The sequence below is a fragment of the Streptomyces sp. NBRC 110028 genome, from assembly GCF_001417735.1.
Lineage (GTDB): Bacteria > Actinomycetota > Actinomycetes > Streptomycetales > Streptomycetaceae > Streptomyces.
In genome coordinates this window covers 38,795-57,489 of record NZ_BBUZ01000038.1, presented here as the reverse complement: position 1 = coordinate 57,489, position 18,695 = coordinate 38,795, and the positions used below count along the sequence as shown (strand labels likewise).

At 75.5% G+C, this 18,695-nt stretch carries 16 protein-coding genes; 9 read left to right on the top strand and 7 right to left on the bottom strand.

Annotated features, from left to right (window positions below; genetic code table 11):
* Positions 1-25 precede the first annotated feature (25 nt).
* The 6 genes from ASC60_RS30205 (at position 26) to ASC60_RS30180 (ending at position 9,492) form a co-directional block, all read left to right on the top strand.
* The gene (locus ASC60_RS30205) at positions 26-1,450 is read left to right on the top strand and encodes a hypothetical protein (protein ID WP_055556507.1); all 1,425 of its coding nucleotides are present in this window, start codon (positions 26-28) and stop codon (positions 1,448-1,450) included.
* Positions 1,451-1,686: 236 nt separating this feature from the next.
* The gene (locus ASC60_RS30200; protein WP_055556505.1) at positions 1,687-2,829 is read left to right on the top strand and encodes a glycosyltransferase family 1 protein; all 1,143 of its coding nucleotides are present in this window, start codon (positions 1,687-1,689) and stop codon (positions 2,827-2,829) included.
* Positions 2,826-4,016 carry a glycosyltransferase gene (locus ASC60_RS30195; protein WP_055556503.1) on the top strand — a complete coding sequence of 397 codons (1,191 nt, stop codon included), beginning with the start codon at positions 2,826-2,828 and terminating at the stop codon, positions 4,014-4,016. Before ASC60_RS30200 ends, ASC60_RS30195 begins: the two co-directional genes overlap by 4 nt.
* Positions 4,017-4,158: 142 nt before the next feature.
* Positions 4,159-5,508 (top strand): SGNH/GDSL hydrolase family protein, encoded by a 1,350-nt coding sequence (locus ASC60_RS43370; protein ID WP_234357198.1) that lies wholly within the window; start codon positions 4,159-4,161, stop codon positions 5,506-5,508.
* Complete coding sequence (locus ASC60_RS30185) at positions 5,417-9,019, top strand: hydantoinase B/oxoprolinase family protein (RefSeq protein ID WP_055556502.1); 3,603 nt, start codon at positions 5,417-5,419, stop codon at positions 9,017-9,019. The genes ASC60_RS43370 and ASC60_RS30185 overlap by 92 nt, the downstream gene beginning before the upstream one ends.
* Positions 9,020-9,219: 200 nt before the next feature.
* On the top strand, positions 9,220-9,492 hold the full coding sequence (locus ASC60_RS30180) for a WhiB family transcriptional regulator (protein WP_055556500.1): 273 nt from the start codon (positions 9,220-9,222) through the stop codon (positions 9,490-9,492).
* Positions 9,493-9,540: 48 nt separating this feature from the next.
* On the opposite strand, the gene ASC60_RS30175 is transcribed toward ASC60_RS30180, so the two are convergent.
* Entirely contained in the window at positions 9,541-10,563 is a 1,023-nt protein-coding gene (locus ASC60_RS30175) for an iron-containing redox enzyme family protein (RefSeq protein WP_055556609.1), read from the bottom strand.
* Between the two features lie 23 nt (positions 10,564-10,586).
* The gene (locus ASC60_RS30170; RefSeq protein ID WP_055556498.1) at positions 10,587-12,209 is read right to left on the bottom strand and encodes an FAD-dependent oxidoreductase; all 1,623 of its coding nucleotides are present in this window, start codon (positions 12,207-12,209) and stop codon (positions 10,587-10,589) included.
* Positions 12,210-12,383: 174 nt separating this feature from the next.
* Between ASC60_RS30170 and ASC60_RS30165 the strand changes: the two genes are divergently transcribed.
* Positions 12,384-13,064 (top strand): HemK2/MTQ2 family protein methyltransferase, encoded by a 681-nt coding sequence (locus tag ASC60_RS30165; RefSeq protein WP_055556496.1) that lies wholly within the window; start codon positions 12,384-12,386, stop codon positions 13,062-13,064.
* A complete protein-coding gene (locus ASC60_RS30160) occupies positions 13,054-13,311 on the top strand; it encodes a CDGSH iron-sulfur domain-containing protein (RefSeq protein ID WP_055556494.1) in 258 nt (85 codons plus the stop codon). The genes ASC60_RS30165 and ASC60_RS30160 overlap by 11 nt, the downstream gene beginning before the upstream one ends.
* On the opposite strand, the gene ASC60_RS30155 is transcribed toward ASC60_RS30160, so the two are convergent.
* Genes ASC60_RS30155 through ASC60_RS30135 form a run of 5 tightly spaced genes read right to left on the bottom strand, consistent with a single transcriptional unit; the run spans position 13,269 to position 17,757 of the window.
* Positions 13,269-14,177 carry a biotin-dependent carboxyltransferase family protein gene (locus ASC60_RS30155; protein WP_055556492.1) on the bottom strand — a complete coding sequence of 303 codons (909 nt, stop codon included), beginning with the start codon at positions 14,175-14,177 and terminating at the stop codon, positions 13,269-13,271. The two genes, ASC60_RS30160 and ASC60_RS30155, sit on opposite strands and share 43 nt — an antisense overlap.
* Entirely contained in the window at positions 14,174-14,797 is a 624-nt protein-coding gene (locus tag ASC60_RS30150) for an allophanate hydrolase subunit 1 (RefSeq protein WP_199831088.1), read from the bottom strand. Before ASC60_RS30150 ends, ASC60_RS30155 begins: the two co-directional genes overlap by 4 nt.
* A gap of 2 nt (positions 14,798-14,799) precedes the next feature.
* The gene (locus ASC60_RS30145) at positions 14,800-15,579 is read right to left on the bottom strand and encodes a LamB/YcsF family protein (RefSeq protein ID WP_055556488.1); all 780 of its coding nucleotides are present in this window, start codon (positions 15,577-15,579) and stop codon (positions 14,800-14,802) included.
* Between the two features lie 59 nt (positions 15,580-15,638).
* On the bottom strand, positions 15,639-16,427 hold the full coding sequence (locus ASC60_RS30140; protein WP_055556486.1) for a putative hydro-lyase: 789 nt from the start codon (positions 16,425-16,427) through the stop codon (positions 15,639-15,641).
* A gap of 31 nt (positions 16,428-16,458) precedes the next feature.
* Positions 16,459-17,757 (bottom strand): MFS transporter, encoded by a 1,299-nt coding sequence (locus ASC60_RS30135; protein ID WP_055556484.1) that lies wholly within the window; start codon positions 17,755-17,757, stop codon positions 16,459-16,461.
* Between the two features lie 188 nt (positions 17,758-17,945).
* Here ASC60_RS30135 and ASC60_RS30130 point away from each other — a divergent pair, with 188 nt between their 5' ends.
* Complete coding sequence (locus tag ASC60_RS30130) at positions 17,946-18,650, top strand: GntR family transcriptional regulator (protein WP_055556482.1); 705 nt, start codon at positions 17,946-17,948, stop codon at positions 18,648-18,650.
* The last annotated feature ends 45 nt before the right edge of the window (positions 18,651-18,695 follow it).

Below are 18,695 nucleotides of genomic sequence, written 5' to 3'. Positions count from 1 at the left end.
ACCCCCCGCACCGGATGCTGACCTCATGTTCGATCCAGACATAGCGCCCAGCGGTACCCTCCTCGGCCTCCTCCAGCGAGGCCGCGGCGACGGTACTCTGCATGCCCTCGCCGCGCCGCGGGCCGAGGCGCTCGCGGCACTGCACCACTGTGTGCTGCACGACCCCCGCCGTGACTGGCAGGTCGAGAACCGCTCCCTCTATTACGCCCGGCTCTGCCTGGACCTCGACGCGGACCTCGACGAAATCGAACAGCACCTCTTCCACCCCGACGACCTGGTGAACACCGACGAGGAGCGCACCGGGCTAGCCCTCGCCGTCCTCGGCCACCTCGCCGCGTACGACCGGCTCGACGCGCTGCGGCTGCTGCGCCGGTACGCGGCCGTCGGCGGCAACTGGGAATGGGCCCTGGACGAGCTGGCCCTGCGCGACGACGACGCCGGGCTGCGCGCCCTCGCCCCCGCCGTCCTCGGCCGCTTCCCCGAGACCCCCGAGGGCGAGGCCGAACTCGCCGCCGCCGCGCGCGGCGCCTACGAGCCCCGCCCCTGGCGGCTGTGGGCCCACGACCCGGTGTACGGCCCGCGCGTGCGCGCCGCGCAGGAACAGGGCGCCTTCGACCGCTGGCAGCGTCAGCTGCGCCCCTCCGGGCCGCGGCCCGGCTGGAGCGTCCACGACGTTCTGGTCTGGGCCCAGCAGGAGCACGACCTGCGGCCCGGCGCCCGGCGCCCCGACGCCGCCGCCCGCTGTCTCGCCGCCGTCGCCGGTCCGGAGGACCGGCCCGAGCTGCTGGCCGCCGCTGCGTCGGCCCCGGACGCCGCCCGCGCGACCGCCCTGCGGCACCTGGCCGATACCGGCGACCCCGAGGTGCTGGACCTGATCGAGGCCGCCGTGACCGAACCGGACGCAACGGAGCCGGTCTCCCGGGCCGCCCTCGGCGCCTTCGAACGCATGCGCAGTGTCGCCGCCCTGGACCGCGCCCGGATCTGGGCCCACCGCCCCGACGCGCTCGGCGCCGCGGCCGCCGCGATGCTCGCCGCCCGGGGCGGACCGTACGACGCGGGCCTCGTCCTCGCCGCCCTCCGCCGCACCGTGCGGGCCGAGGGCCCGCACAGCCAGGCGTTGTGGACGCTCGTGGACGGCGCCGGCCGCCTCGCGATCACCTGCGCCGCCCCCGTCCTGCGCCACGTCTACCGCGAGACCGCCTCCTCCCACCTCCGCGGCCGCGCCGCCCGCGCCCTGGCCGCCACCGATCCCTCGTTCGCCGCGGGCTTCGCCGTCGAATGCCTCTGGGACTGCGAGGAGACCACCCGCGAACTCGCCGCCCGCCACGCCGCCACCGGTGACGCCCGCGTCGTGGAGCAGCTCCGCAGGCTGGCCACCGACCCGGCCGAGGAAGCGGAGGTCCAAAACGCGGTCCGCAGCCGCATCGGCCCCGACGCCGCCGGGGTCTGACCCCCGGCCTCGGCCGCGGGGCGTCATCCGGGGCGGCCGGGGGCCGCCGGAACGGGTGACCGATGGGTTCACGCCATGTGGTCGGCTGTAATCCCCGCGGCCGGGGTGGGGTTTGGGGTGGTTCCTCCGGCACTCGCCCGGCTTCGGCGGGCGCGAGGGCCAACGCTCACGGGACGTTTCACGGCCCGCAAGGTGCACGATGCCGGGGCCACCCTTCGTACGCCGACAACACCGGTATGCGAGTCGCCATCGTGACCGAATCCTTCCCGCCCGACATCAACGGCGTCGCTCATTGCACGCTCCAAACCGCCCGGCATCTCCACCGGCGCGGCCACCAACCCCTCGTCATCGCCCCCGCGGGCCCGCACGACGGGTCGCCCGATGCGACCGGGGACATCGACGGGGCGCATCCGTTCCCCGTCGTCCGGATCCCGTCCCTGCCCCTGCCCGGCTATCCGCAGGTGCGGGTCGCGCTGCCCAGCCGCCGGCTCGCCGCCGCGATCACCGCGCACCGCAGCGACCTGGTCCACCTGGCCAGCCCCTTCGTGCTCGGCGCGCGCGGGATGACGGCCGCGCTGCGGCTGCGGATCCCCGCCGTCGCCGTCTACCAGACCGACCTGGGCGGCTACGCCCGTACATACCTCGGCGCGGGCGAGAACGCGGCCTGGCGCCGGATACGGGCCGTCCACACCGCCGCCGACCGCACCCTCGCCCCGTCCACCGCCGCCGCCCGCGACCTCGACGAGCACGGGGTGCCGCGGATCGCGCTGTGGCCGCGCGGCGTCGACACCGAGCGCTTCCACCCCTCGCGCCGCGACCCGGAGCTGCGCCGCTCCCTGGCGCCCGGGGGCGAGCTGATCGTCGGCTACGTCGGCCGTCTGGCGCCCGAGAAGAACGTCGAGCTGCTGGCCCCGCTGTGCGCGCTGCCCGGCGTCCGGGTGGTCGTGGTCGGGGACGGGCCGAGCGAGCCCGCGCTGCGCGCTGCCATGCCCGGCGCCCGCTTCCTCGGCCGCCGGACCGGCACCGAGCTGGCCCGCGTCTTCGCCTCTCTCGACGTCTTCGCGCACACCGGCCCGCAGGAGACCTTCTGCCAGACCGTGCAGGAGGCGCAGGCCAGCGGCGTGCCCGTGGTCGCGCCCGCCGCGGGCGGCCCGCTCGACCTCGTCGACCACGGCCGTACCGGCCTGCTGGTGCCGCCCGGCGACGCGGACGAGGTGCGCGACGCCGTGTCCCTCCTCGCCGCCCACCCCCGCAAGCGCGCCGCGCTCGGGCGGGCGGGCCGGGAGGCGGTCCAGGGCCGCACCTGGGAGGCGATCGTCGACCAGCTGATCGACCACTACGCCGAGGTCCTGATGGCCCGTACGGCGGTGGCGGCATGAGCGGGAACACCCACGGGCCGCTGCGCATCGTCCGGCTCGCCAACTTCGTCACCCCCTCCTCCGGCGGCCTGCGCACCGCGCTGCGCGAGCTGGGCGCGGGCTACCGGGCGGCCGGGCACGACTCCGTCCTGATCGTGCCGGGGGAGCGCGACGCGGACGAGCACACCCGCCAGGGCCGCGTGATCACCCTCCCCGGCCACACCGTGCCCGGCACCGGCGGCTACCGGGTGCTGACCGACCGGCGGCGGCTGGCCCGGCTGCTCGACGGGCTCGCGCCCGACCGGCTGGAGGTCTCCGACCGCACCACCCTGCGCTGGACGGGGGAGTGGGCGCGGCGCGCCCGCGTGCCCGCCGTGATGGTCTCCCACGAGAGCGCCGACGCCGTGCTGCGCACCTGGGGCGTGCCCGAGGCGGCCGCCCGGGGCGCGGCCGACCGGCTGAACCGCCGTACCGCGCGGGCGTACGCACGGGTCGTCTGCACCACGGAGTGGGCCGAGCGCGAGTTCGTACGCATCGGCGCGCGCAATGTCGTACGCGCCCCCCTGGGCGTCGACCTCGGCCACTTCCACCCCTCCCACTACGACGGCGCCCTGCGCGAGCACCACCGGGGCGGCGCCGCGGTCCTGCTCGCCATGTGCTCCCGCCTGTCGCCCGAGAAGCGGCCGGGCCGCGCGCTCGACGCCCTCGCCGAACTGCGGCGGCGCGGCGTCCCGGCGGCGCTCGTCGTCGCGGGCGACGGCCCGATGCGCGCCCGGCTGGAGGCCCGCGCCCGCGCGGAGGGGCTTCCGGCGGCCTTCCTCGGCCACGTCGGCGACCGGACCCGGCTGGCCGCGCTCCAGGCCAGCGCTGACGTCGTCCTCGCCCCGGGCCCGGCGGAGACCTTCGGGCTGGCCGCGCTGGAGGCGCTGGCGTGCGGGTCGCCCGTGGTCGTCAGCGCCCTGTCCGCGCTCCCCGACATCGTCGGCCCGGCGGGCGCGACGGCGGCCGACGACGGGGCGGCGTTCGCGGACGCCGTCGCCCAGGTCCTGGCCCGCCCCGAGCCCGTACGCCGCGCCGCGGCCCGGGCCCGCGCCGAGCGCTACGGCTGGCCCGCGGCGGTCGACGCCTTCCTGGCCGCCCACGACGCGCCCCGCCCCCGGCCCGACGGCCGTACCCCGGCCCGCACGACGGTCGGCGGTGCCCGGTGAGCGCACCCGGCGCCCACCCGGCCCGTCGGCCGCGTCCGGCGACCACGCCCGGCGGTACGACGGTCCCGGGCGCCCGGACCGGTCGGCTCGCGGAGGCCGCCGCCGCGCCGGTTCCCGGCCGTCCGCCGTCATCCCGGCGCCGGTGGGCGCGTCCGGCCGAGCGGTTCCGGGCGGTGCCGCCCGGGGGCCCGGCGGCGCCGGCACCGATGCGTCCGCGTCGTCGGGCCCGGACGCGGACGCGGTCGCCCAGCGGGCCCGGCACGCCGAGTCCGCCGACCGGGCGTGCGCCCCGGGCGGCGGCCGCACGGCGGCCCCGGGGAGCGCCGTGCCGCCGGGCCCGGCAGCACCGCCCCGGCACGTGGTCCCCTCCGGCCCGGCGGCCGCCCGACGCGGGGCGCGCCCCACCCCGGACGGGTCCGCCCGCCCGGCCGTACCGACCGGGAACGGCCGCTGCCCCTCGGCGTCGGCCTCCGGTGCGGCGACCGGCCCGCAGCCCGCCGCACCGGAGGCCGACGGCGATGCCGCATCCGCCCCGGCCGTGCCCACCACGCGGTTCGCCGCGCTCGGCGACTCGCTCACCGAGGGGCTCGGGGACCCCGTGACCGGCGGCGGGTGGCGGGGGTGGGCGGCGGGCCGCACGGGGAGCCCGTCGACTTACGTCAACGTCTCCCGCAGCGGCGCGCTCGCCGCCGACGTGGCCGGTGAGCGGCCGACCGCCGCCCGCCGGGCCCGTCCGCGTCTCGCGTCCGTCGTGGTCGGCATGAACGACCGCCTGCGCGGCACCTTCGACATCCGCCGGGTCGCCGAGGCCCTGGACGCGACGATCGGCGCGCTGCGCGCCGACGGGACGGTGGTGCTCACCGCGTGCCTGCCCGACCCGGGCCGGATGCTGGGGCTGCCGGACGCGCTCGCCCGGCCGCCGGGGCGCCGTATGCGGGCCGTCACCGCTGTGGTGCACTCGCTGTCCGGCCGGTACGGCGCGGTGCACGTGGAGTTGACCGGGCACGGCTGGGTCACGGACCGTGCGGCGTGGAGCGTGGACCGGCTGCACCCGAGCGAGCTGGGGCACCGGCTGCCGGCGCGGGAGTCCCACGCCGCGCTCACGGCCCGCGGGGTCGCCATGGGCGACCCGCCGTCCACGGCGCTCGACGGCCCGGAGCCCTCGCGGGCCGTCGAGCGCCTGGTGGATGGCGACCCGCGGCACGCGCTGGGTCGTGGACCGCTGTACCGATCTGCTGCCCGGACTCCTCGCACCCGGCGGCGCGGGAGGTCCGCCACCGGGTGCGGGGGACCGGACAGCTGCTCGACGGGCGGGAACGCCGGGCCGCGCTCGCCGCGCTGCCCCGGGCGACACCGGTCGAACTCGGCACATCACCCCCGCACGCTGCGACAATGGCGGGATGACGGGTCGCTGGGAATTCTGGATCGACCGTGGCGGTACCTTCACCGACGTCGTCGGAAAGCGCCCGGACGGCCGCCTGGTCACCCGTAAGCTCCTGTCCCATCATCCCGAGCGCACCATGGACGCGGCCGTCGCCGGGATCCGGCAGACGCTGGGGCTCAGGTCCGACGAGCCGGTTCCGGCCGACCGGATCGCCGTCGTCAAGATGGGCACCACCGTCGCGACCAACGCCCTGCTGGAACGCGAGGGCGAGCCCACGGTGCTCGTCGTCACGGCCGGTTTCCGGGACGCGCTGCGCATCGCGTACCAGAACCGGCCGCGGCTGTTCGACCGCCGGATCGTGCTGCCGGAGGCGCTGTACGACCGGGTGATCGAGGTGCCCGAGCGGGTGGACGCGCACGGCGGCGTCGTACGCCCCCTGGACCTCGGCGCCGCCACCGAGGCGCTGCGCGGCGCCCGCCGCGACGGCTTCCGCAGCGCCGCGGTCGTCCTGACGCACGGCTACCGGTATGCCGCGCACGAGCGCGCGGTGGGCGACGCGGCCCGCGCGCTGGGCTTCACGCAGGTGAGCTGTTCGCATGAGGTGAGCCCGCTGATGAAGCTGGTCTCGCGCGGCGACACCACCGTGGTCGACGCGTACCTCTCGCCGATCCTGCGCCGATACGTCGAGGACGTGGCCGCCGAGCTGCGCGGCATCCGGCTGATGTTCATGCAGTCCAACGGCGGGCTGCGGGAGGCCGCGCACTTCCGGGGCAAGGACGCGGTGCTGTCGGGGCCCGCGGGCGGCGTCGTGGGCATGGCGCGCTCCTCCGCCGAGGCCGGTCACGCGCAAGTCATCGGCTTCGACATGGGCGGCACCTCGACCGATGTGTCGCACTACGCGGGCGAGTTCGAGCGGGTCTTCGGGACCGAGGTCGCGGGGGTGCGGATGCGCGCGCCCATGATGAACATCCACACCGTCGCGGCGGGCGGCGGCTCGGTGCTCCACTTCGACGGGCGCCGCTACCAGGTGGGCCCGGACTCGGCCGGTGCCGTCCCCGGCCCCGCCTGCTACCGGCGCGGCGGACCGCTGACCGTGACCGACGCCAACGTGATGCTGGGACGGATCCAGGCCGCCCACTTCCCGGCGGTCTTCGGCCCGCGCGCCGACCAGCGGCTGGACGCGGACACCGTACGGGAGCGCTTCGCCCGCCTCGCCGAGGAGATCGCGGAGGCGACCGGGGACCGGCGCGGCCCGGAGGAGGTCGCGGCGGGCTTCCTGGACATCGCCGTGCTGAACATGGCCAACGCGGTCAAGAAGATCTCCGTGCAGCGCGGTCACGACGTCACCCGCTACGCGCTCACCAGCTTCGGCGGCGCGGGTGGCCAGCACGCGTGCGCGGTCGCGGACGCCCTCGGCGTCGGCACGGTGATCGTGCCGCCGCTGGCCGGGGTGCTCTCGGCGTACGGCATCGGGGTCGCCGACGCCACCGCCATGCGCGAGCAGGCCGTGGAGACGGAGCTGAGCGAGGAGTCGCTGCCCCAGGTGCGCGAGCTGTGCGCGCGGCTGGCCGGCCGGACCCGCGACGAGCTGCTGGCCGACGGCGTTCCCGGGGAGAGCGTGCGCACCACGGCCCGGGTCCATCTGCGGTACGCGGGCACCGACGCGGCCCTCCCCGTCCCGCTGGACTCCGCCGCCGTGATGACCGACGGCTTCGTACGGGCGCACCGCGCGCGCTACGCCTTCACCATGGACAAGCCGCTCGTGATGGAGGCGGTGTCGGTGGAGGCGGTCGGCGCGGCGGGCCCGGCGGGCGGCCACGCCGTGGAACCGCCGCCCAGGGAGGGCGCCCTGGCACCGGTGGCGACCGCGCGGATGTTCACGGCGGGCCGGTGGCAGGACACCGGCCTGTACGAACGCGCCGGGATGCGCCCCGGCGACACCCTCACCGGCCCCGCGGTCATCGCCGAGGCCGACGCCACCACCGTCGTCGACCCCGGCTGGCAGGCGGCCCTGGGCGACCGCGGCCATCTGCTGCTCACCCGGGTCCGGCCCCGGGTGAGCACGGCGGCGGTCGGCACCGAGGTGGACCCGGTGATGCTGGAGGTGTTCAACAGCCTCTTCATGGCCATCGCCGAACAGATGGGCCTGCGTCTGGAGAACACCGCCCACTCCGTGAACATCAAGGAGCGGCTGGACTTCTCCTGCGCCCTGTTCGACGCCGACGGCAACCTGATCGCCAACGCCCCCCACATCCCGGTGCACCTGGGATCGATGGGCGAGTCCATCAAGGAGGTGCTGCGGCGCAACGGCGAAACCATGCGGCCGGGCGACGTCTACGCCATCAACGACCCGTACCACGGCGGCACCCACCTCCCGGACGTCACGGTCGTCACCCCGGTCTTCGACGACGGCGGGACGCGACTGCTGTTCCTCGTCGCCTCCCGCGGCCACCACGCCGAGATCGGCGGCATCACCCCCGGCTCCATGCCCGCCTTCAGCCGCGTCATCGAGGAGGAGGGCGTCCTCTTCGACAACTGGCCGCTGGTACGGGACGGCGCGCTGCGCGAGCGTGAGACCCGCGAACTGCTGACCGCCGGGCGGTACCCCTCCCGCGCCCCGGACGCCAACCTCGCCGATCTGCGAGCCCAGATCGCCGCCAACGAGAAGGGCATCCAGGAACTGCGCCGCATGATCGGCGAGTTCGGCCTGGACGTCGTGCACGCCTACATGCGCCACGTCCAGGACAACGCCGAGGAGTCCGTGCGCCGCATCGTCGGCGCCCTCCGGGACGGCTGTTGCGCCTACGAGACGGACGGCGGGGCCGTCATCCGCGTCACCGTCACCGTCGACCGCACGGGCCGCGCCGCCGTCCTGGACTTCGCCGGTACGTCGCCGCAGGCGCCGGGCAACGCCAACGCGCCCAGCTCGGTGGTGATGGCGGCCGTGCTGTACGTCTTCCGCACCCTGGTCGCCGAGGACATCCCGCTCAACAGCGGCTGCCTGAAGCCCCTGGAGGTCCGCATCCCCGAGGGCTCGATGCTGGCCCCGGTGTACCCGGCCGCCACGGTCGCCGGGAACGTCGAGACCTCCCAGGCCGTCACCGGCGCCCTCTACGCGGCGCTCGGCGTCCAGGCCGAGGGCTCCGGCACGATGAACAACGTCACCTTCGGCAACGACCGCGTCCAGTACTACGAGACGGTGGCCAGTGGCTCGGGCGCGGGCGACGGCTTCGACGGCGCCGACGCCGTGCAGACCCATATGACCAACTCCCGGCTCACCGACCCCGAAGTGCTGGAGTGGCGCTACCCGGTGCGGGTGGAGAGCTTCGAGGTGCGGCGGGACAGCGGCGGCCGCGGCCGCTGGCACGGCGGCCACGGCGTCACCCGCCGCATCCGCTTCCTGGAACCGATGACGGTCGCCCTGCTCACCGGTCACCGCCGCGTCCCCCCGTACGGCATGGCGGGCGGCGCGCCGGGCGCGCTCGGCGCCAACCTCATCGAGCGCGCCGACGGTTCGGTGGACCGGCTGAAGGGCTGCGACGCGGCCGACGTCGGCGTGGACGACGTCCTCGTGGTCCACACCCCGGGCGGCGGCGGTTACGGCCCGGCACGGGACTGACGGCCGCTCGCCGCCTTCGCCGCCGTATTGGCGCGATCAACCCCGTTTGCGGTCGCCGGGGTGGGAAACCCGACTTCCGTCAAGCCCGCCAAGCCTTGTGCGCGAGGTCGGCTGCGTGCCCTCATGACCACCCATTGGATGCGGCACACCCGCGTGGGCGAGGCGGGAAATCACCACGACGCATCACAGAAGGGGCAGTCATGGATTGGTGGCAGAGCGCGGCATGCGTGGACGAGGACCCCGAACTCTTCTTCCCGGTGGGGGCGGCCGGACCCGCGGCCCAGGCGCAGCAGGCCCAGGCCAAGGAGGTCTGCCACCGCTGCCCGGTGATCCACCAGTGCCTCACCTACGCGCTGGACACCGGTGTGACGCACGGCGTGTGGGGCGGCACCGACGAGGAGGAACGCCGCGTGCTGCGCCAGCGGGCGCGGCGTCAGGCGCGCGGCGCACCGGCCGAGGCGTCCCGGAGGTGAACCGAGCCCTCGAACGAGGCCGGGCCCGGGCGCCCCGCCGCGCGGCGGTCAGCCGTCGCACAGCGGCAGGCGCAGGGACGGGCGGCCGGCCGCCCACGCCCCGAGCAGGCGGTCCGACCAGCGGGCCTCCAGGTAGTCGGTGGCCTGGATCCCGAAGACGACGGCCGGGGCCTGATCCGGCTCCTGCGCGAGGAAACCGCCGATGACGTCCCGGCGCATCAACTGCTCGTGCACCGCGTCGGCCTCGATGTGCTCGGTGAAGAACCGTACGCACCGGGGCTCGGCGCCCAGCCGCTCCAGCGCCCGGGCCAGCCGCCGGGCGCCGGGCGACGAGGTGATCTCCAGGGTGGCGAAGTGTCCGGCCATCGCGCCGCGCAGCGAGCGGTGCAGGCCGAGCAGCGACATCAGGTTGACGGTGGCGAGGGTCTCGGCGGGCGCGTGGTCCAGGTAGCGGCCGTACCCCGGATCGAGCCCGGCCCCCGCCATCGCCTCGGCGAACAGCCGGGCGTGCACCCGGTCGCCGTGGCCCGCCCCGAACTCGTCGAACGCCACCGCCACCAGTGACGCCTTGGGCTGCCCGGTCAGCCGGGGGATCAGCCACGCCTGCGGATCGGCCTCCTTCAGCTGGTACAGCGAGCGGTGCGCCAGATATTCGCGCATCTGCCCCCAGGTGCCCCGGCGCTGGAGGTGGTGGCTGACGCCGGGCGCGTCCAGCGGTTCGGCCAGCAGTCCGTCCAGCGCACCGGCCACGTCCGCGCCACCGGGCACCGCCTCGCGCAGCGCGCCCAGGAACCGGTCCTCCAGCGCGGCCCGCAGCCGCAGCAGATCCGGCTGCCACTCCCACGCCTCGTCGACGCCCGCGAAGCCGCGGTAGTGGAGTTCGTACGCGAGGTACAGCGCGAGCTGAAGGTCCTCGGCGAACGGGTCGGCGTCCCCGGCCTCCGGCAGCTCGCCCGGCGGCGGGGCCTGCGGCAGGGCGGTACGGACCGCCGCGGACAGCGGACCGCGGGCCTCCGGCAGCCCGGGCGGACCGGACGCGGCGCCGGATGCCGTGCCGGGCGTCTCGCTCATGGCCGTGTTCCGTGTGCCGGTGGTCACCGCTCACCCTTCCCCTTCGGCCCGTCGTGCCCGTCGTGCCCGTCGTGCCCGTCCGGGCCGGGTCCATGGCCTTCGTCGATGTCGCCGTAGCGCTCCAGCGGGCGGATCGCCGGGCCCTGCAGCACGCTGCCGTCGACGCCGAAGCGGGACCCGTGGCACGGGCACTCCCAGGTCCGCTCGGCGTCGTTGAACCGCACCAGGCACCCCAGATGGGTGCAGCGCGCGGACAGGGCGTGCAGCGCGCCCTCCTCGTCACGGTGCACGGCGCGCTGCCCCGCCCCGACGCGCACGACCGCGCCGCCGCCCGGCGGGATGTCGCCGACCGCGTCCGCGCCGTCCCCGGAGATCCGGTCGCCGAAGAAGTGGCGCGCCACCTCGCCCTGCAGCCGCAGCAGCGCCGGGGCCTCGCGCAGCGGGTTCAGCCGCCGCGGATCGTAGAGGTCCGTCCACGGCAATGGCTCTCCCGTCAGCCGCGCGGCGAGCAGCCGCCCGGTGAGCACACCGCCGGTCATGCCCCATCCGGCGAAGCCGGTCGCCACGTAGGCGTGCCGGGCGGCGGGGTGCAGCGGGCCCACGTACGGCACGTGGTCGGTGGTCCAGTTGTCCTGCGCGGCCCAGCGGAACGCGGGCTCGGCGCCCGGGAAGCGCCGCCGCGTCCAGGAGATCAGCCGCTCGTAGCGGCCCTCGGCACTGCCCACCCCGGGCGTGAACTTCTCGCCGGTGACCACGAGCAGCCGCCGCCCCTCGCCGTAGGGCGCGGTACGGACCGACCGGGTGTCGTCCTCGGGCGTGAGGTACATGCCGCGCGGGGCGCGGTCCTCCGGCAGCACCGCGGCGACGACCAGCTCGCGCCGCGCCTTCAGCCGGGGGAAGAGCAGCGCCCGGTCGAAGATCGGGTAGGCGGTGGTGACCACGACCTCACGGGCCCGGAGCCGCGCTCCCCGGTCGGTCGTGAGACGACAGGGATGCCCCTCGCCCAGGCCCATGACCCGCGAGTTCTCATAGATCCGGCCGCCGCGCGCGACCAGGTCCTCGGCCAGCGCCAGCAGATACTTCCGGGGGTGGAACTGGGCCTGGTCCGGGACCCGGACCGCGCCCGCGACGGGGAAGGGCAGATCCGTCTCCGTCGTGAACGAGGCGTCGAGGCCGGCCGCCCCGGCCGCCTCCGCCTCGGCCCGCACCGCGTCCAGGGACTCCTCGCTCTCGGCGTAGGTGTACGCCGGGGCCCGCTCCAGATCGCAGTCGATGCCCAGCTCGGCGGCGACCCGGCCGATCCGGTCCACCGCGTCGAGCTGGGACGCCGCGTACAGCCGCGCCGCCTCCTCGCCGCGCGAGGCGCGGATGTCCTGGTAGGCGAGGCCCTGCAGGGCGGAAACCTTGGCCGTGGTGTGGCCGGTCGCCCCCGCGGCCAGCCGGTCCGCCTCGATCAGCGCCACCTGCCGCCCGGCCCGCGCCAGCTCCCAGGCCGTGCAGAGCCCCGCGATGCCGCCGCCGACGACGGCGACCTCGACCTCGGGCACGGCGTGCTCGGGGCCCGGTTCCAGGGCCGGATACGCGGGGCCCGGGGCCGACTCCATCCAGTACGACGCGGGCGCGAACCCGGTGGGAAGACTCGTCATCGATCGCTCCTCTTCCGCCGCTCTTCCGCCGCTCTTCCGCCGCTCTCACTGCGCTCCGACTGCCGGTTCCCCCGCTCTCGCGGGCCCGCCGAGTGCCCCCGAGCGCCCGGCCGATGCATCCGGCCGGGCACACCGGCGCGGTTTTGACCGGTGCGGATGAGGTACCTGGGACGAATGCGACTGATTGCGCCCCCAGGCGTGTACGCGCCGCAGGACGACACCACCCTGTTGGCCGATGCGGTACGCCGGGAGCCCGGTGTACCGGGTGCCAAGGTGCTGGACATCGGAACCGGCACCGGTGCGCTGGCGGTCCTCGCCGCGCGCTGCGGAGCCGCGGGGGTCGAGGCCGTGGACGTCTCGGCGCGCGCGGTGCTCGCGGCCTGGCTGAACGCCCGGCTCCACGGCGAGCCGGTCCGGGTCCGCCTCGGCGGCCTGGCGTCCGTGGCCCAGGGGCGGCGCTTCGACGTCGTCCTGGCCAACCCGCCCTATGTGCCCTCGCGCCATCCCCGCCCCTTCGAGCGCGCCGGGGGCGGCCGCGCGTGGAACGCCGGACAGGACGGCCGGGAGATGCTGGACCGGCTGTGCGACCGGATGCCGGGGCTGCTGCGCCCGCGGGGGGTGCTGCTGCTCGTGCAGTCCGCGCTGAGCGGCGTCGAGACGACGCTGGAGCGGCTGGCCGCGCAGGGTCTGCACGCGGATGTGACCGCGCGCCGCGTCATCCCGTTCGGGCCCGTGCTGCTGCGGCACAGCCCCTGGCTGGTCGCCAGGGGGCTGATCGGCCCGGGCGAGGACAAGGAGGAGCTGGTGGTGATCCGTGCCGTCCGTACGACCGAGTGCGGCAGCTGTGCCCGATGACCCGGCGCTCGACGAGCGGGCGCCGGATGCCCGGACACTCGATGCCCCCGCGCGGCGCGTCATCGTCGACCCCGAGGGCCCGACGCTGGTCGAGGGGCCGGTGGAGGTCGTCCTGGAGGACGGCACCACCGTCCGCTCCGACCGGGTGATGGTCGCGGTGTGTGCCTGTGGGCGCAGCGGCCGCTACCCCTGGTGCGACACCAGTCACCGCCGCCCGGTGCGCACCCGGGACCCCCGGGACGGCTGACCCGGGCGCGGCGGGGTGAACCGGACCGGGGTGCCGGGGAGGGCCTGTGCCGCGGCGGCCAGGTACGGCTCCGGGACGACGCCCACCACGGGGTAGCCGCCGGTCGTCGGATGGTCGGCGAGGAAGAGCACCGGGCGGCCGTCGGGCGGCACCTGGAGGGCGCCGAGCACCATGCCCTCGCTGGGCAGCTCGCCCTCACGCGCGCGCTCCAGCGCGGGCCCCTCGGTGCGCAGCCCGATGCGGTTGCTCGCGGCCGACACCCGGAACCGGCCGGTGGTGAGGGTGCGCAGTCCGGCGGCGGTGAACCAGTCGTCGCGCGGGCCGGGCACCACCGGGAGCACCAGCTCCGGCACCACCCCCGGGTACGGCACCCAGTCCACGGCCGGGGCCGGCCGGTGGGGCGGCCCGAGCCCCAGGACGGAGCCGTCGGTGACCGGGGGCGGGCCGAGGCCCGAGAGCATGTCGGTCGAGCGGCTGCCGAGCATCGGCTCGACGTCGACGCCCCCGCCGAACGCCAGATAGCCGCGCACCCCGTGGATCGCCGGACCGGCCTCCAGCACGGCGCCCGCCGGTACCCGCACGGGCGCCCCCCAGGGGGCGGGCCGGCCGTCGACGGTGACGGGGCAGGGAGCGCCGGTGACCGCCACCGTCGCCGCGCGCCGGAGCCGTACGGCGCAGCCGGTCAGGGTGGTCTCCAGGGTCGCGGCCGCTTCCGGGTTGCCCACCAAGCGGTTGGCGAGCCGGTGGGCGGGCTGGTCGAGCGCGCCGGAGCGGGGCACGCCCAGATGGGCGTGGCCGGGCCGACCGAGGTCCTGGACGGTGGTGAGCGCGCCCGCCCGGACCACCGTGAGGGCGCTGTCCGTCACCGGGTCCTCCCTTCCGGTACGAAGCGGACGTGGACGCCGGGGGCGAAGAGGGCCGCCGGTTCGCGCGCGGCGTCCCACAGCAGGGCGTCCGTGGTGCCGATGAGCTGCCAGCCGCCGGGGGAGGAGCGCGGGTAGACACCCGTGTACGGGCCGGCGAGGGCGACCGAGCCGACCGGCACCCGGGTCCTCGGGGTGGCGCGGCGCGGCACGTGGAAGCGCTCGGGCAGGCCCGTCAGATAGCCGAAGCCGGGTGTGAACCCGCAGAAGGCCACCCGGAACAAGGAGGAGGCGTGGATGCGGGCGGCCTCGCCGGGGGTGACGCCCCACCGCGCGGCGACATCGGCGAGGTCCGGTCCGTCGTAGCGCACCGGGACCTCGATCGTGGTCCCCCGCCCGCCGGTGAGCGGAGGGATGTCCCACTGGACGATTTCGGCGGCGAGGTGGTGCGGATCGGCCACGCCGTCCAGGAGCACGGTCCGCGCCGCGGGCACGATCTCCCGGACCTCGGGCAGTGTCCGGGCCGCGGCGCGGCGCAGCAGCTCGGCGTGGAGCGCTTCGGCGGCGTCCCCGTCGTCGAGTTCGATGAGCAGCCCGTGCTCGCCGACGGGCAGCGGTCTCATGCTCACGCGAACGCCGCCAGGCGCACGCCCGCGGCGGCCAGCTCGCTCCGTACCCGGCGGGCGAGTTCGGCGGCGCCGGGTGTGTCGCCGTGCAGGCACAGGGAGCGCACCTCCACGTCGATCCACCGGCCGTCGATCGAGGTGACGGCCCGGTCGCGGGCGAAGCCCAGGGCCCGCTTGACGACGGTGCCGGGGTCGGAGACGACGGCGCCGGGCTCACCGCGCGGGACCAGGGTGCCCGCCGCGGTGTACGCGCGGTCGGCGAAGGCCTCGGCGATCACCGGCAGCCCGGCCGCGCGGGCCGCCTCGTGCAGCTTCGAGCCGGGCAGGCCCAGCACGGGCAGCGGCCCGTCCGCCGCCAGCCGCACCCCCTCCGCCACGGCGGCGGCCTGCGCCGCGTCGTGCACGCTGCGGTTGTAGAGCGCGCCGTGCGGTTTGACGTAGGCCACCCGCGCCCCGGCGGCCCGGGCGAAGATCTCCAACGCGCCGATCTGATAGGCGATCTCGTCGGCCAGTTCGCGGGGCGGTACGTCCATGGCGCGCCGCCCGAAGCCCGCGAGGTCGCGGTAGGAGACCTGCGCCCCGATGCGGACGCCGCGCTCGGCGGCCAGCGCGCAGACCCGGCGCATGGTGGACGGGTCGCCCGCGTGGAAGCCGCAGGCGACGTTGGCGCTGGTGACGATGGACAGCAGGGCCTCGTCGTCGGTGAGCTGCCAGCGGCCGAAGCCCTCGCCGAGGTCGGCGTTGAGGTCGATCAACGGGCCGGCCGGTGCGTCGGTCATCGGTCCTCTCTTTCTTCTCTTTCTTGTCTTTGCTTCCCGGACGGTGACGGATCGTGGAGTCACGCCACGCGGTATTCCTCGTCGCGCACATCCGTGATGAGCATCCTGCCCGGCGAATGAGTGATCGCGAACGGCGGGCGGGAGGCCATCACGGCCGCCTGCGGGGTGACCCCGCAGGCCCAGAACACCGGCACGTCGCCCGGTCGTTGCTCCACCGGGTCGCCGAAGTCCGGCAGCGCGAGGGCGCGGATGCCGAGCCCGGCGGGGTCGCCCACGTGCACCGGATCGCCGTGCACGGCGGGCATCGCGCCGCTCACCCGCCGTGCGGTGCCGACCAGTTCGCGCGGTATCGGCCGCATGGACACCACCATGGGTCCGCTCAGGCGCCCGGCGGGCCGGCACTGCCGGTCCGTCACGTACATGGGGACGTTGCGGCCCTGCTCGATGTGGCGCAGCGGGACGCCCGCCGCCGCGAGCGCCGTCTCGAAGGTGAAGCTGCAGCCGATGAGAAAGGTGATCAGATCGTCGCGCCAGGCCCCGGCCACCTCGGCCGGCTCGGCGCTGAGTTCGCCTTCCTCCCACACGCGGTAGCCGGGGAGGTCGGTGCGCAGGTCGGCGCCGGCGGCCAGCCGCGTCGTCCACGAGCCGGGCGCGGTCTCGTCGAGGACCGGACAGGGCTTGGGGTTGCGCCGGCAGAAGAGCCGTACGTCCTCGGCCCAGTCCGCGGGGACGGCGATGAGGTTGACCTGGGTGTGGCCGGGTGCCCAGCCGGCCGTCGGGGTGGACAGTCCGGCCCGGAAGAGGGCGCGGGCCTCGGCGGGGCCGGCGGAAGGCGCGGTGAGAGTCATGATCGTTCCCTTGTCGTCTCGGGCGTCGGGCTCAGACCAGTTCACGGCCGCGGGTCTCGGGCAGCCCGAGCAGGGCGACGGCGGCGATGCCGTACCCCACGGCGCCGAAGACCAGGGCGCCGCCGACTCCCCAGCCGCCGGCGAGATAGCCGACCAGGGTCGGGAAGAACGCGCCGACCGCACGTCCGGTGTTGTACGTGAAGCCCTGCCCGGTGCCGCGCACGGCGGTCGGGTACAGCTCGCTGAGGAACGAGCCGAAGCCGCTGAAGATGGCCGACATGCAGAAGCCGAGCGGGAAACCGAGCACGAGCAGCAGGGTGTTCGATCCGGCGGGGATGTTGGTGTAGACGAGGATGCAGACGGCGGAGAGGAGGGCGAACAGCGCGATCGTCTTCTTCCGGCCCAGCCGGTCGGTGAGGTAGCCGCCGGTGAGGTAGCCGGTGAAGGCCCCCGAGATCAGGGACGTCAGATAGCCGCCGGTGCCGACGACGGTGAGGCCGCGCTCCTCCTTCAGGAACGTGGGCACCCAGGTGGCGAGCGTGTAGTAGCCGCCCTGCACGCCGGTGGCCAGCAGCGAGGCGAAGAACGTGGTCCGCAGCAGCCGCGGCCGGAAGATCTCGCCGAACGAGCCCCGCCGCGTGGTGCTCAGCCGCCGCTCGGTGGCCTGGGGCGCGTCGGTGACGTTCTTGCGGACGTAGAAGACCAGCAGCGCGGGCAGCGCGCCGGTCCAGAACAGCACGCGCCAGGCCAGGTCCTGGTCGACGAGTTCGAAGACGACCGTGTAGACGATCACCGCGAGTGCCCAGCCGACCGCCCAGGAGCTCTGGATGAAGGCGAGCGTGCGCCCGCGGTGCTTGGCGGAGGCGTACTCGGCCACGAGGATCGCGCCGACCGCCCACTCGCCGCCGAACCCGAGCCCCTGGAGACCGCGCAGCACCAGCAGTGTCTCGTAGTTGGGGGCGAAACCGCACAGAATGGTGAAAAGCGCGTAGGTGATCACCGTGATCATCAGCGCCTTCACGCGGCCGATCCGGTCGGCCAGGATGCCGGCCAGCACGCCGCCGACCGCCGAGACCACCAGGGTGACCGTGGTGAGCAGGCCGGTCTGGTCGGAGCTGAGCCCGTAGTAGGCCGCGATGGCGGACATGCTCAGCGGCAGGGTGAAGAAGTCGTACGAGTCCAGGGCGTAGCCACCGAAGGCGCCGGTGAACGCGCGGCGGCCGCGGGGGCCGAGGGCGTGCAGCCAGGCGAAGGCGCCGCCCTCGTGACCGGTTTCGGGGGGAGTCGGCTGGGACGTCGGGGTGGAGGGGGTCGTCGGGGTCGTACTCACGGGCACCTCGCAGAGGGGGCGGTGCGGCAGAGGAGTCGGTACCACCCGAGGGCGTATGCGGTCGGGTCTGGCCGTCAACGTAGAGGATTGTTGAACGATCCGGCAATACCCGCGTTGTTTCGTTCCTCTTTCTGCGATTGACTTACGGCAGACGCCGCACACGGCGGCGCGAGGAGGGACGAGGGCGCGTGGGCAACACCGGGGACGGCCGGGCCGGGCTGGCCTCACTGGCCGACGATCGTGCGCTGCTCGGCCGCACCAGCACCGCCGAACGGGTGGCGGACATCCTTCGGAACCGCATCACCGACGGATTCATCCTCCCCGGCTCCCGGCTGTCCGAGGACAGCATCGGCGGCGCGCTCGGCATCTCCCGCAACACCCTGCGCGAGGCCTTCCGGCTGCTCACCCACGAGCGCCTGCTCGTCCACGAGCTCAACCGCGGGGTCTTCGTCCGCGTGCTCACCGTCGACGACGTCGAGGACATCTACCGGGTGCGGCACCTCATCGAATGCGCGGCGCTGCGCGGGCTCGGCGACCCGCCCTACCCGCTCGACACGCTGCGGCAGGCCGTCGAGGCCGGGCGGCGGGCCGCCCGGGACGACGCGTGGCGGGATCTGGGCACCGCCAACATCCGCTTCCACGAGGGGATCGTCGCGCTCGCGGGCAGCCCCCGCACCGACGAACTGATGCGCGGCATCCTCGCCGAACTCCGCCTGGTCTTCCACTCGATGGACGACCCCCGGCACTTCCACGAACCCTATCTGGCACGCAACCGTGAGATCCTGCGGGCCCTGGAATCGGGCGACGCCGAGGCAGCGGAACGGCTGCTCGCCGCCTACCTGCGCGACTCCCGGGCGCAGCTCACCGAGGGGTACGCCCAGCAGATCGGCTGACCGGCCGGCGGTCCGGCACGCCGGGGCGTGGCGGGAATACCGTGC

Excerpts from the sequence above, each read along its gene's own strand:
- ASC60_RS30185 (WP_055556502.1), top strand. The coding sequence starts at position 5,417 with ATGACGGGTCGCTGGGAATTCTGGATCGACCGTGGCGGTACCTTCACC.
- ASC60_RS30165 (WP_055556496.1), top strand. The coding sequence starts at position 12,384 with ATGCGACTGATTGCGCCCCCAGGCGTGTACGCGCCGCAGGACGACACC.
- ASC60_RS30175 (WP_055556609.1), bottom strand. The coding sequence starts at position 10,563 with ATGAGCGAGACGCCCGGCACGGCATCCGGCGCCGCGTCCGGTCCGCCC.
- ASC60_RS30150 (WP_199831088.1), bottom strand. The coding sequence starts at position 14,797 with ATGAGACCGCTGCCCGTCGGCGAGCACGGGCTGCTCATCGAACTCGAC.
- ASC60_RS30195 (WP_055556503.1), top strand. The coding sequence starts at position 2,826 with ATGAGCGGGAACACCCACGGGCCGCTGCGCATCGTCCGGCTCGCCAAC.
- ASC60_RS30170 (WP_055556498.1), bottom strand. The coding sequence starts at position 12,209 with ATGACGAGTCTTCCCACCGGGTTCGCGCCCGCGTCGTACTGGATGGAG.
- ASC60_RS30200 (WP_055556505.1), top strand. The coding sequence starts at position 1,687 with ATGCGAGTCGCCATCGTGACCGAATCCTTCCCGCCCGACATCAACGGC.
- ASC60_RS30140 (WP_055556486.1), bottom strand. The coding sequence starts at position 16,427 with ATGACTCTCACCGCGCCTTCCGCCGGCCCCGCCGAGGCCCGCGCCCTC.
- ASC60_RS30145 (WP_055556488.1), bottom strand. The coding sequence starts at position 15,579 with ATGACCGACGCACCGGCCGGCCCGTTGATCGACCTCAACGCCGACCTC.
- ASC60_RS30205 (WP_055556507.1), top strand. The coding sequence starts at position 26 with ATGTTCGATCCAGACATAGCGCCCAGCGGTACCCTCCTCGGCCTCCTC.
- ASC60_RS30180 (WP_055556500.1), top strand. The coding sequence starts at position 9,220 with ATGGATTGGTGGCAGAGCGCGGCATGCGTGGACGAGGACCCCGAACTC.